Origin of the sequence: Streptomyces sp. NPDC058955 (assembly GCF_042741435.1) — a bacterium.
Classification (GTDB): Bacteria; Actinomycetota; Actinomycetes; order Streptomycetales; family Streptomycetaceae; genus Streptomyces.
Map to the genome: position 1 here is coordinate 20,568 of NZ_JBHYKM010000068.1, position 12,580 is coordinate 33,147.

A 12,580-nucleotide genomic window follows, 5' to 3' on the forward strand; every position below is an offset into this window, starting at 1 on the left:
CAGCTTGATAAAAGGCTTGCCGTCTTGTGGGACACGGGCGGATCCGGGCGGGCCGGGTCCGTGCGGCAGCGCGGTACGCCTCGACGAAAGGTTTGTCAGGTGCAGCTCAAGCTTCTACGGGGGGCGCGCCCCCGCTCCCTCGCCGCCCTGCTCACCGGGGCGCTCGTGGCGACCGGTCTGGTCCTCACCGCGCCCGGCACCGCGCAGGCGGCCGGCGAGCGGGTGGACGTCTGGCTGACCACCACCTCCGACGCCGGAGGCCGTACCGTCACCCGGGGGCTCGCCCCGCAGGCCCCGCTCTCCTTCGGTCCGGCCGGCGGCGGCGCGAGCCACACGATCACCGTCGACGAGTCCACCACCTACCAGCAGTTCGAGGGCGGCGGCGCCTCGATCACCGACACCACCGCCCACCTCCTGCGCGGTGGCGCGATCAGCGCCGCCACCCGCGACGAGGTGATGCGCAAGCTCTTCTCCCCCACCGACGGCATCGGGCTCTCCTTCGTCCGCAACCCGATCGGTGCCTCGGACCTCTCCCGCCCCGGCAACGTCTCCCTCGACGACACCTGCTGCGACCTGAGCGACTTCGGCACCAACGGCTACGACACGCCCGTGCGGCTGCTGACCGCGCAGGCGAAGCAGCTCAACCCGGCGCTGCGGGTCAAGGGCGTGCCGTGGAGCGCACCCGGCTGGATGAAGGACAACGGCCGGATGGACCAGATGGGCTGGCTGAAGTGGGAGCACTACCCCACCTACGCGCAGTATCTGGTCAAGTACGTCCAGAGCTACCAGGCGGCGGGGATCAAGGTCGACTACCTCTCGGTGCAGAACGAGCCGAACTGCTGCCAGGCCGGCAACCCCACGGCGATGAACTACCCGGGCATGAGCTGGAACCCGTCCGGCCTGGTCGAGTTCACCAAGAACCACGTCTACCCGGCCTTCCGGGCCGCCGGGATCACCACCAAGGTCCTGGTGCACGACTGGAACTACGGCGACTACGCGAACTTCGGCGCCGCCGTCCTCGGGGACGCGGGCGTCCGCAACGACCCGCTGTTCGGCGGCATCGCCTGGCACGGCTACTTCGGCGACCCGGCCGTCGGCAGCCAGGTCCACGACCAGTACCCGTCGGTGCGCCAGTTCTCCACGGAGCACTCCGGCGGCACCTGGATCGGGAACCAGCACAACGAGGACCTGAAGGACATCGTGTCCTACGCCCGCAACTGGAGCAGCAGCCTGGTCAAGTGGAGCCTGGCGCTCAACCAGGACATGGGGCCGCACAACGGCGGCTGCGGCACCTGCACCGGTCTGATCACCGTGCAGGAGGGCGGCGCCCGGGCCGGGCAGGTCGACTACACGATCGAGTACTACACGACCGGTCACCTCACCAGGTTCGTGAAGCCGGGCGCGTACCGGATCGCCTCCACCGACAACGCGACGGTGCAGAACGTGGTCTGGCGCAACCCCGACGGCTCCAAGGCGCTGATCGCGCACAACGGCGGCGGCTCGGCGCAGTCCGTCCGCGTCGACTGGGGCGGCCAGTCCTTCACGTACACCCTCCCGGCCCGCACCACCGCCACCTTCACCTGGTCCGGGACGCCGGGCGCCGGGGCGCCCACCGGGGCCCTGACCGGGCTCGCCGGCAAGTGCCTGGACGTGGCGGGCGCGTCGAGCGCCGACGGAACCGCCGTGCAGCTCTACACCTGCAACGGCACCGCAGCCCAGCGGTGGACCCTCGCCGCCGACGGCAGCGTCCGGGCGCTCGGCAAGTGCCTCGACGCCACGGGCGGCGCGACCGCCGACGGGACCAAGGTGCAGCTCTACACCTGCAACGGGACCGGCGCCCAGCGGTGGACGTACGACCCCACCACCCACGACGTGGTGAACACGGCCGCCGACAAGTGCCTCGACGTCACCGGGAACTCCTCCGCCGACGGCACCCGGGCGCAGATCTGGACCTGCACCGGCGGCGCCAACCAGAAGTGGACCCACCAGCCGTCCTGACCGCGCACCCGTTCCCGCCCCCCTCGTCTCCAGGAGACCGCATGCCGCACCAGCACCACCGCAGGAGAGCGCGCGCCCGAGGGCTCGCCGCCACCGCCGCCACCGCCCTGATCGCGGGGCTCGTCGGCGCCGCGCCCAGCTCCGCCGCGCCGGCCGCCGACGACCCGGCGCCCCGGGTCGTCGACCGCTTCGAGGGCGAGGTGCCGTTCGCGGACCCGCCCGCCGAGGGGATCTTCACCTGGGGCAGCGACGCCGACGACCACCCGGCGCTCACGCTCGTGGAGCGGGCCGACGCCCCCGAGGGCGACAGGGTCCTCGAAGGCCGCTACGGCATCAGCGGCTGGGGCGGCTTCACCCACGACTTCGCCTTCGACCGGCCCGCCCAGGACTGGACCGCGCACGGCGGCATCCGGTTCTGGTGGTACGGACAGAACACCGCGCCGCTGCCGCCCGGTTCGGGCAGGCGGATCCACTTCGAGCTCAAGGACGGCGGCGCGAACGGCGAGGCGTCCGAGCTGTGGACGACCTCCTTCACCGACGACTGGGAGGGCTGGCACCTGGTCGAACTCCCCTTCTCCTCCTTCCAGTACCGCGCCGACTACCAGCCCGTCGGCGGCATCGACCACGTCCCGGGCCTGGACCGGATGTGGGGGTACGCGCTGACGCTGCCGACGGGCGCGCCGGGCTCCTTCGCCCTCGACGCGATCGAGCTGTACGGCACGGCCGACCCCGCGCTGACCACGCAGGTCGTCACCGGGGCCGCCGTGCACCCGGTGGCGGAGGGGTCCGCCGCCCGGATCGACGTCACCGTGAACACCACGGGCGCGGTGCCGACCGACCGGCCCGTCACCGTCGCCTACGCGACGAAGGACGACGGGCCGGCCGGGGCCGGCGAGGACTACCGGCCGGTCGCCGGCAGCCTCGTCTTCCCCGCCGGTACGCCCTCCGGCACCACCCGCTCGATCACCGTCGAGACGCTGAGGGACGGTGCGGGCGAGGCCGCGGAGACGATCCCGGTGGAGCTGACCGTCGAGGGCGCCAAGGCGCCCGCCGAGCAGCCGGTCGTCGTGGTGGACGCGCACGGGCTGCCGTACCTGGACGCGCGGCTGCCGGTGAAGCGGCGGGTCGCCGACCTGCTGTCCCGGATGACCCCGGCCGAGAAGGCCGGGCAGATGACCCAGGCCGAGCGGAACGCGCTGCGGGCCCCCGGCGACATCGCCGGGTACGCGCTCGGTTCGCTGCTCTCCGGCGGCGGCTCGGTGCCCTCGCCCAACACGCCCGAGGCGTGGGCGCGGATGGTCGACGGCTACCAGCTGCGCACCCGGGCGACCCGGCTGCAGATCCCGCTGATCTACGGCGTGGACGCGGTGCACGGGCACAACAACGTGGCCGGGGCGACGGTGATGCCGCACAACATCGGCCTCGGCGCGACCCGTGACCCGGCGCTCGCCGCCCGGACCGGCGCGGTGACGGCGAAGGAGGTGCGGGCGACCGGCGTGCCGTGGGACTTCGCACCGTGCCTGTGCGTGACGCGGGACGAGCGCTGGGGCCGGTCGTACGAGGCGTTCGGCGAGGACCCGGCGCTGGTGACCGCGATGGAGACGGTCATCGAGGGCATGCAGGGCGCCCGGAACGGCAAGGACCTCGACCGCAACGACAAGGTCCTGACCAGCGCCAAGCACTTCGTCGGCGACGGCGGCACGGAGTTCGGCTCGTCGACGACCGGCTCGTACACGATCGACCAGGGCGTCACCCGGGTCACCCGTGAGGAGCTGGAGGCGGTCCACCTCGCCCCGTTCGCGGAGGCGGTGAAGCGCGGCGCGGGCACGGTCATGCCCTCGTACTCCTCGCTGGACGTCATCGGGGACGAGCACGGACCGGTGAAGATGCACGCCAACGCCGAGATGATCAACGGCGTGCTGAAGGACCGGATGGGCTTCGAGGGCTTCGTCATCAGCGACTGGCAGGCCATCGACCAGATCCCCGGCGACTACCCGAGCGACGTGCGGACCTCGGTCAACGCGGGCCTGGACATGATCATGGTGCCGACGAACTACCAGGAGTTCACCCGCACCCTGATGGCCGAGGTCGAGGCGGGCCGGATCCCGGCCTCCCGGATCGACGACGCCGTGGCCCGGATCCTCACCCAGAAGTTCCGCCTCGGGCTCTTCGAGAAGCCGTACGCCGACACCACCCACCTCTCCTCGGTCGGCTCGGCCGAGCACCGGGCGGTGGCCCGCGAGGCCGCGGCCGCCTCGCAGGTGCTGCTGAAGAACGACGGCGGGCTGCTGCCGCTGAAGCCCGGGCAGAAGGTGTACGTGGCCGGGTCCAACGCGGACGACCTGGGCAACCAGACCGGCGGCTGGACCATCAGCTGGCAGGGCTCCTCCGGGAAGCGGACCACCGGCACGACGATCCTGGAGGGGATGCGGAAGAACGCGCCCGGGCTCACCTGGTCCCAGGACGCGTCCGCGCCGGTCGAGGGGTACGACGCCGGGGTCGTGGTGGTCGGCGAGACGCCGTACGCGGAGGGCGTCGGGGACGTCGGCAACGGGCACGACCTGGAGCTGAGCGCCGCCGACGAGGCGGCCGTGGACCGGGTCTGCGCGGCCATGCCGTGCGCGGTGCTCGTGGTCTCCGGCCGGCCCCAGCTGATCGGCGACCGGCTGCCCGGGATCGACGCCCTGGTGGCCTCCTGGCTGCCGGGCACCGAGGGCGACGGGGTCGCCGACGTGCTCTACGGGCGGGTGCCGTTCACCGGACAGCTCCCGGTGACCTGGCCGAGGTCGGAGGCGCAGCTCCCGGTGAACGTCGGCGACTCCTCGTACGACCCGCAGTTCCCGTACGGCTGGGGGCTCACCACCCTGACGGCGGCGCCGAAGGGCGGCGAGACGGCGCTGAAGGCGATCGGGCTCACCGCCCGGGTGCTCCAGGCGGCCGGCCGGGGCGATTCACCCGAGGCGCGGCGTCTGGTGGCCCGGGCCCGGCTGCTGGTGCAGGATCGCATCGGGCAGCGGGTCACGGAGGCGGTGGCGAAGCCCTTCGCCGAGGCCGACCACCGGCTGCTCTCCGGTGATCCGGCGGGCGCGGTGGCGAGGCTGACCGCGGCCTACCGCGCGGCCGGCTGAGGGCGGGGCCCGGTGGACCGGCGCCCCGAGGGAGGCCGGTCCACCGGGGCCGTCCGGTCACCCGGGCATGGCGTTGCATAGCCATGCGGATTGATGCATACTCTTTCTATGTCCAAGGTTCTCACCTCCCTTCCCGTCGGCGAGCGCGTCGGCATCGCCTTCTCCGGTGGTCTCGACACCTCCGTCGCGGTCGCGTGGATGCGTGACAAGGGCGCCGTCCCCTGCACGTACACCGCCGACATCGGCCAGTACGACGAGCCCGACATCGCCTCGGTGCCCGGGCGCGCCCAGACCTACGGCGCCGAGGTGGCCCGCCTGGTCGACTGCCGCGCCGCGCTGGTCGAGGAGGGGCTGGCCGCGCTCACCTGCGGCGCCTTCCACATCCGCTCCGGCGGCCGGGCCTACTTCAACACCACCCCGCTGGGCCGCGCCGTCACCGGCACCCTCCTGGTGCGGGCGATGCTGGAGGACGACGTCCAGATCTGGGGCGACGGCTCGACCTTCAAGGGCAACGACATCGAGCGGTTCTACCGCTACGGCCTGCTGGCCAACCCGCACCTGCGGATCTACAAGCCGTGGCTGGACGCCGACTTCGTCACCGAGCTCGGCGGCCGCAAGGAGATGTCGGAGTGGCTCGTCGCCCACGACCTCCCCTACCGGGACTCCACCGAGAAGGCGTACTCCACCGACGCCAACATCTGGGGCGCCACCCACGAGGCGAAGACCCTGGAGCACCTGGACACCGGCATCGAGACCGTCGACCCGATCATGGGCGTGCGGTTCTGGGACCCGTCCGTCGAGATCGCCGCCGAGGACGTGACGATCGGCTTCGAGCAGGGCCGCCCCGTCACCATCAACGGCAAGGAGTTCGCCTCCGCCGTCGACCTGGTCATGGAGGCCAACGCCATCGGCGGCCGGCACGGCCTGGGCATGTCGGACCAGATCGAGAACCGGATCATCGAGGCCAAGAGCCGCGGCATCTACGAGGCCCCCGGCATGGCGCTGCTGCACGCCGCCTACGAGCGCCTCGTCAACGCCATCCACAACGAGGACACCCTCGCCCAGTACCACAACGAGGGCCGTCGGCTCGGCCGCCTCATGTACGAGGGCCGCTGGCTGGACCCGCAGGCGCTGATGATCCGCGAGTCGCTCCAGCGCTGGGTCGGCGCCGCCGTCACCGGCGAGGTCACCCTGCGGCTGCGGCGCGGCGAGGACTACTCGATCCTCGACACCACCGGCCCGGCCTTCAGCTACCACCCGGACAAGCTGTCCATGGAGCGCACCGAGGACTCCGCCTTCGGCCCGCTGGACCGGATCGGCCAGCTGACCATGCGGAACCTGGACATCGCCGACTCCCGCGCCAAGCTGGAGCAGTACGCCGGCATCGGTCTCATCGGCGCCGGCAGCCCGGCCATCGGCGCCGCGCAGGCCGCCGCCACCGGTCTGATCGGCGCGATGCCCGAGGGCGGCGCCGAGGCGATCGCCTCGCGCGGCGAGACCCCGGACAGCGAGGAGACGGCGCTGGACCGCGCCGCCATGGAGACCGGCACCGACTAGTCTCCGGCGTTCCGAGCGACACCCGAGGAGGGGCGGCCCAGGCCGCCCCTCCTTCGCGTCGTCCCCTCGGCGCCGTTCTTCCCGGTCAGCGGGAAACGGCTCCTGCGCCGGGCCGCCCCCGCCTGCGAGGCTCCCCTCCGTCGTGAAGCCACGCAAGGAGGTCGTGACGGATCATGAGGGGCGCTGAGACTCTGGCCCGGCTCGCGGACTGGGCCGCCGGGACGTACGGCGACGAGGAGGCCCTGGTCTTCGGCGGGGACCGCTGGACCTTCCGGGAGCTGCGCGACCGCGTCGACGAGACGGCGCGGGCGGTGATCGCCCAGGGGGTGCGCCCCGGCGACGCGGTCGCCGTGTGGGCGCCGAACAGCGCCCGGTGGGTGGTGGCCGCGCTCGGCGCGGTGGCCGCCGGCGCCGTCCTCGTGCCGGTGAACACCCGCTACCGGGCGGCCGAGGCCGCCGACATCCTGCGCCGCTCCCGCGCCCGGCTGCTGTTCACTGAACACGACTTCCTGGGGACCGACTACCGCGCGCTGCTCGCCGGGTCCGGCGAGGAACTGCCGCTCCTGGAGCGGACGGTGGCGCTGCACTCCGGGGACTGGCCGGAGTTCCTCGCGGCCGCCGGCCGGGTCACGCCGACGGAGCGGCTCCGCCGCTCGGCCGCCGTCCGCCCCGAGGACCCCGCCGACGTCCTCTTCACCTCCGGCACCACCGGCCGGCCCAAGGGCGTCCCCAGCACGCACGGCCAGAACCTGCGCGTGTACGACGCCTGGGCCCGCACGGTCACCCTGCGGCGCGGCGACCGCTATCTGCTGGTGAACCCGTTCTTCCACACCTTCGGCTACAAGGCGGGCGTCCTCGCCTGCCTGCTGCACGGGGCGACGATCGTCCCGGAGCGGGTCTTCGACGCGAGGACCGTCCTCGGCCGGATGCGGGACGAGCGGATCTCCGTCCTCACCGGGGCGCCCACCGTCTTCACCTCGCTGCTCCACCACCCGGACCGCGGCGCCTACGACCTGAGCGCGATGCGCATGGCGGTCACGGGCGCGGCGAACATCCCGACCGCGCTCATCGAGGAGATCAGGACGGGCCTCGGCGCCCGGGCCGTCTCCACCGCCTACGGCCTGACGGAGTCGACCGGGGTGGTCGCGATCTGCCCGCCGGACGAGTCGCCCGAGACGCTGGCGCGGACCTCCGGCACCGCGCTGGAGGGCACCGAGCTGCGGATCGACGCGCCGCCCGGGGAGCCGGGGGAGATCCTGACGCGCGGCTTCCACGTGATGGGCGGCTATCTCGACGACCCGGCGGCCACCGCCGAGGCGGTCGACGCGGACGGCTGGCTGCGCACCGGCGACGTCGGCGTGCTGGACGCGCGCGGGTTCCTGCGGATCACCGACCGGCTGAAGGACATGTTCGTGGTCGGCGGGTTCAACGTGTACCCGGCCGAGGTCGAGCAGGTCCTGCGGACCCATCCGGCCGTCCTCGACGCGGCGGTCGTCGGCGCGCCCGACGGCCGGCTCGGCGAGGTCGGCGTCGCGTACTGCGTCCCCGCGGCCGGCGCCCGGATCGACGGCGCGGAACTGACCGCGTACACCCGCGAGCGCCTGGCCAACTTCAAGACCCCGCGCGCCTTCCACCCGCTCCCCGCCCTCCCGCACAACGCGGCGGGCAAGGTCGACAAGGGGGCGCTGCGACGGCTGGCGGGAACCACCACCACCGGACGAGGAGCACGAACGTGAACGACAGCACCACCGCACCCACCGATGTCGACGTGATCGTCGTCGGGGCCGGTGTCACCGGCCTGTACGCCGTGCACCGGCTGCGCGGCCTCGGCCACCGCGTGCGCGGCTTCGAGCGCGGGGACGACGTGGGCGGGGTCTGGTACTGGAACCGCTACCCCGGCGCCCGCTGCGACGTGGAGTCCGTGGACTACTCGTACTCCTTCGACGAGGCGCTCCAGCAGGAGTGGGACTGGAGCGAGCGGTACGCCACCCAGCCCGAGATCCTGCGCTACCTCGCCCATGTCGCCGACCGCTTCGACCTGCGCCGCTCCTACTCCTTCGGCACCTCGGTCGTCTCGGCCGAGCTGGACGAGGAGGCGCTGACCTGGACGGTCCGCACGGACCGGGGGGAGACGCTGACGGCCCGGTACTGCGTCTTCGCCGTCGGCTGCCTCTCCGCCGCCCACCGGCCCGACCTGCCGGGGCTGGCGGAGTTCGCCGGGTCGGTCCACCACACGGGGGCGTGGCCGCACGAGGGCGTCGACCTCACCGGGCTGCGGGTCGGGGTGATCGGGACCGGCTCGTCCGGCATCCAGGCGGTGCCGCTGGTCGCCGAGCAGGCGGCCCACCTGACGGTCTTCCAGCGCAGCGCCAACTACAGCGTCCCGGCCGGCAACCGTCCGCTCGACGAGGAGACCCGGGCCCGGCAGAAGGCCGGCTACGCCGAGCGGCGGCGCCTCTCGCGGCTCAGCGGCGGGGGCTCGCCGCACCAGGCCCACCCGGCGGGGACGTTCGAGGTGTCCGAGGAGGAGCGGCGGGCCGCCTTCGAGGAGCGCTGGGAGCTGGGCGGGGTGCTGTACTCCAAGACCTTCCCCGACCAGCTCACCGACCTGGCGGCCAACGACGCGGCGCGGGCGTTCTGGGAGGAGAAGGTCCGGGGGCTCGTCGAGGACCCCGCCGTCGCGGACCTGCTCGTCCCCACCGACCACCCGATCGGCACCAAACGGATCGTCACGGACTCGGACTACTACACGACGTTCAACCGGCCCGACGTGGACCTGGTCGGTCTGCGCGCGAACCCGATCGAGCGGATCGAGCCCCGGGGGGTCGTGCTGTCCGACGGCACGCTGGTGGAGCTGGACGCGCTGGTGTTCGCGACCGGATTCGACGCGATGACGGGCGCGCTCGACCGGATCGAGGTGCGCGGGCGCGGCGGGCGGCGGCTGAAGGACGACTGGTCCGCCGGCCCCCGGACGTACCTCGGCCTGGGGGTGGACGGCTTCCCGAACCTGTTCAGCCTGACCGGGGCCGGCAGCCCGTCCGTGATGGCCAACGTGGTGCTCTGCGCCGAGCAGCACGTCGACTGGCTGGCGGACTGCCTGCGCCATCTGGAGGCGCACGGCTACCGGGCGATCGAGGCGCGCGAGGAGGCCGTCGAGCGGTGGGTCGCGGAGTGCCGGGACCGGGCCGCGGCCACCCTCTTCCCGGCGGCCGACTCCTGGTACCAGGGGGCCAACATCCCCGGCAAGCCGCGGGTGTTCATGCCGTTCATCGGCGGCTTCGGGGTGTACGGGGAGATCATCGCCGGTGTGGCGGAGGCGGGGTACGAGGGGTTCGACCTGATCAAGGGGTGATCCGCCGCGGACGGCACCGCGCCCCCGCTCCCACCGGTCGGGTGGGGGCGGGGTCGCGGGTGTGCGGGCGGATCAGGAGGCTTCGAGGGCGGCCCGGAGGACGGCGAACGCGGCCGTGCGGGCCTCGGCGCCCTCGGGCAGGGCGCCGGCCATGGAGAGGAAGCCGTGGAACATGCCCGGATGGTGGTGGTGCTCCACGGGCACGCCGGCGGCGGTGAGCGCCTCGGCGTAGGCGATGCCCTCGTCCCGCAGCGGGTCGAGTCCGGCGGTAACGACGTGGGCCGGCGGGAGGCCGGCGAGGTCGGCGTGGCCGAGCGGTGCCGCGTGGGGGTGGGTGCGGTCGGCCGGGTCGGGCAGATAGGCGTCCCAGTACCAGCGTAGGTGGTCCTCGGTGAGGAAGCAGCCCTGCGCGTTCTCCCGGTGCGAGGGGCGGCGGCGGGCGGGGTCGAGCATCGGGTAGTAGAGGGCCTGGAAGGCGATCGGGGGGCCGCCGCGGTCGCGGGCGAGCAGGGTGAGGACGGTGGCGAGGTGGGCGCCCGCGCTGTCCCCGGCGACGGCGAGCCGGCGGCCGGGGTGCGTCCTCGCCGCCCAGAGCAGGGCGGTGTAGGCGTCCTCGGGGGCGGCGGGGAAGGGGTGTTCGGGGGCGCGCCGGTAGTCGGCGGCGACGACGGTGGCGCCGGTGGCGGCGGCGATGCTCCGACAGAAGGCGTCGTGGCTGTCGAGGTCGCAGAGGACGAAGCCGCCGCCGTGGCAGAAGACGACGACGGGGGCGTCCGGCCGGGCGCCCCCCTCGTAGACGCGGACGGGCACGCCGTCGGCGTCCCGGTCGGTGACGCGGGCGACGGGGAGCGGGGGGACGGCGGGCCGGGGGCGGGCGGCGAAGAAGGCGCGGATCTCGGCGATGTCGGTCATCGTCGTGCCGATCGGCGGGAACTGGGCGGCGGCCTGGTCGATGAGGGCGCGGACCTCGGGCGTGGGGGCGTTCACTCGTCGGTCTCCTTGCCGGGGAGGAGGGGCATGCGGCCGGCGGACGCGCCGCCGTCGACGGCGAGTTCGGCGCCGGAGAGGTAGGAGGAGTCGTCGGAGGCGAGGAAGGCGACGAGCCGGGCGACCTCCTCGGGCCGGCCGACGCGTCCGAGCGGGGCGCCGGGGTGGTGGGAGGTGCCGAGGTGGGCGGTCATGGCGGTGGCGATGGCGCCGGGGTGGACGGAGTTGACCCGGATGCCGTCCGGGCCGAGTTCGAGGGCGGCCGTCTTCGTCAGTCCGCGCAGCCCCCACTTGGCGGCGCCGTAGGCGCCGTGGCCCCAGATGCCCTGGAGCCCGGCCTGGGAGGAGATGTTCACGATGGAGCCGCCGCCGCTCTCCCGGAGCGCCGGGGCGGCGGCGCGGATGCCGAGGAAGGGGCCCACGAGGTTGACCCGGAGGAGCGTGTCCAGACGGGCCGGGTCCTCGTCGACGATGGGGGACGTGGAGTAGACGGCGGCGTTGTTGACGAGGACGTCGAGCCGACCGAAGGCGTCGAGGGCGGCGGCCACGGCGGCGGTCCAGGACCGTTCGTCGGTGACGTCGTGGCGGACGAAGCGGGCGGCCGGGCCGAGGGAGGCGGCGGTCGCCTTTCCCTCGACCTCGCGGACGTCGGTGAGGACGACGCGGGCGCCGAGGGAGGTGAAGAGGCGGGCCTCGGCCTCGCCCATGCCCCGGGCCGCGCCGGTGATCAGCGCGACCTTCCCGGTCAGGTCGACGGGCATCAGCGGTCCTCCTGGAGGGGGGTCTCGAAGGTGGGGCCGGCGGTCCAGCCGCCGTCGACGGCGAGTTCGGCCCCGGTGACGTACGCGGCGGCGTCGGAGAGCAGGAAGACGACCGCCGCGGCGATCTCCTCGGGCACGCCGACCCTGCCCATGGGGGCGGCGGGGTATCCGCCCGCGCCGCCGGGGATGCCGAGGTGGGCGGTCATCGGGGTGTGGATCATGCCGGGGTGGACGGAGTTGACCCGGATCCGGTGGGCGGCGAGCTCCACGGCGGCGATCTTGGTGAGGCCGCGGACGCCCCACTTCGCCGCGCCGTATCCGGCGGTGCGGGCCAGGCCCATCAGGCCGGCGGCGGACGAGATGTTGACGACGGAGCCGCCGCCGCCCGCCCGCATCGCCGGGATCACGGTCCGCAGGCCGAGGAAGACCCCGGTGAGGTCGATGTCGACGACCCGGCGGAACGCCTCCGCGGTCTGCTCCTCCAGGGCGTGCGAGCCTCCGGAGATCCCGGCGTTGTTGACCAGGCCGTCCACCCGGCCGTAGGTGCGCGACGCGTCTTCCACGACCGCGCGCCAGTCGTCCTCGGAGGTGACGTCGTGGCGGACGAACCGGGCGCGGTCGCCCAGCTCGCCGGCGAGCGCGCGGCCCTCCTCCTCCAGGACGTCGGTGACGAGCACGCGGGCCCCGGCCGCGGGGGGGGGGGGGGGGGGGGGGGGCCCGCCCCCCCCCCGCCCCGGCCCCGGGGGGGGCGGGCCGGCGAGCGCGCGCGCGGGGGGGCGCGGGGGGGGGGCGGGGGC

Annotated in this window: 8 protein-coding genes; 5 read left to right on the forward strand and 3 right to left on the reverse strand. The window is 74.0% G+C overall.

The window, feature by feature from the left end:
- The first annotated feature begins 99 nt into the window (after window positions 1–99).
- The 5 genes from ACFW1I_RS24025 to ACFW1I_RS24045 all read left to right on the forward strand — a co-directional run bounded on the left by ACFW1I_RS24025 (window position 100) and on the right by ACFW1I_RS24045 (window position 10,035).
- Window positions 100–1,998, forward strand: a complete 1,899-nt coding sequence (locus ACFW1I_RS24025) for a ricin-type beta-trefoil lectin domain protein (protein WP_384673361.1) — start codon at window positions 100–102, stop codon at window positions 1,996–1,998.
- Between the two features lie 41 nt (window positions 1,999–2,039).
- Entirely contained in the window at window positions 2,040–5,126 is a 3,087-nt protein-coding gene (locus ACFW1I_RS24030) for a glycoside hydrolase family 3 N-terminal domain-containing protein (protein ID WP_384673363.1), read from the forward strand.
- A gap of 108 nt (window positions 5,127–5,234) precedes the next feature.
- On the forward strand, window positions 5,235–6,683 hold the full coding sequence (argG, locus tag ACFW1I_RS24035; RefSeq protein ID WP_031008160.1) for an argininosuccinate synthase: 1,449 nt from the start codon (window positions 5,235–5,237) through the stop codon (window positions 6,681–6,683).
- Window positions 6,684–6,856: 173 nt separating this feature from the next.
- Window positions 6,857–8,419, forward strand: a complete 1,563-nt coding sequence (locus ACFW1I_RS24040; RefSeq protein WP_384673366.1) for a FadD3 family acyl-CoA ligase — start codon at window positions 6,857–6,859, stop codon at window positions 8,417–8,419.
- Window positions 8,416–10,035: a flavin-containing monooxygenase gene (locus tag ACFW1I_RS24045; protein ID WP_384673369.1), complete on the forward strand. Its 1,620-nt coding sequence runs from the start codon at window positions 8,416–8,418 to the stop codon at window positions 10,033–10,035. The genes ACFW1I_RS24040 and ACFW1I_RS24045 overlap by 4 nt, the downstream gene beginning before the upstream one ends.
- Before the next feature lie 72 nt (window positions 10,036–10,107).
- Here the strand turns inward: ACFW1I_RS24045 and ACFW1I_RS24050 are convergent, their stop codons facing one another.
- The 3 genes from ACFW1I_RS24050 to ACFW1I_RS24060 all read right to left on the reverse strand — a co-directional run.
- Window positions 10,108–11,022 carry an alpha/beta hydrolase gene (locus ACFW1I_RS24050; protein WP_384673372.1) on the reverse strand — a complete coding sequence of 305 codons (915 nt, stop codon included), beginning with the start codon at window positions 11,020–11,022 and terminating at the stop codon, window positions 10,108–10,110.
- A complete protein-coding gene (locus ACFW1I_RS24055) occupies window positions 11,019–11,783 on the reverse strand; it encodes a glucose 1-dehydrogenase (protein ID WP_384673375.1) in 765 nt (254 codons plus the stop codon). Before ACFW1I_RS24055 ends, ACFW1I_RS24050 begins: the two co-directional genes overlap by 4 nt.
- The coding region (locus tag ACFW1I_RS24060) for an SDR family oxidoreductase (protein ID WP_384673378.1) at window positions 11,783–12,580 on the reverse strand (798 nt) is incomplete at its 5' end. The genes ACFW1I_RS24060 and ACFW1I_RS24055, both read right to left, overlap by 1 nt.

What these genes read in the sequence shown, in the direction of transcription:
- ACFW1I_RS24030 (WP_384673363.1), top strand. Translation starts at nt 2,040, where the DNA reads ATGCCGCACCAGCACCACCGCAGGAGAGCGCGCGCCCGAGGGCTCGCC.
- argG (WP_031008160.1), top strand. Translation starts at nt 5,235, where the DNA reads ATGTCCAAGGTTCTCACCTCCCTTCCCGTCGGCGAGCGCGTCGGCATC.
- ACFW1I_RS24040 (WP_384673366.1), top strand. Translation starts at nt 6,857, where the DNA reads ATGAGGGGCGCTGAGACTCTGGCCCGGCTCGCGGACTGGGCCGCCGGG.
- ACFW1I_RS24055 (WP_384673375.1), bottom strand. Translation starts at nt 11,783, where the DNA reads ATGCCCGTCGACCTGACCGGGAAGGTCGCGCTGATCACCGGCGCGGCC.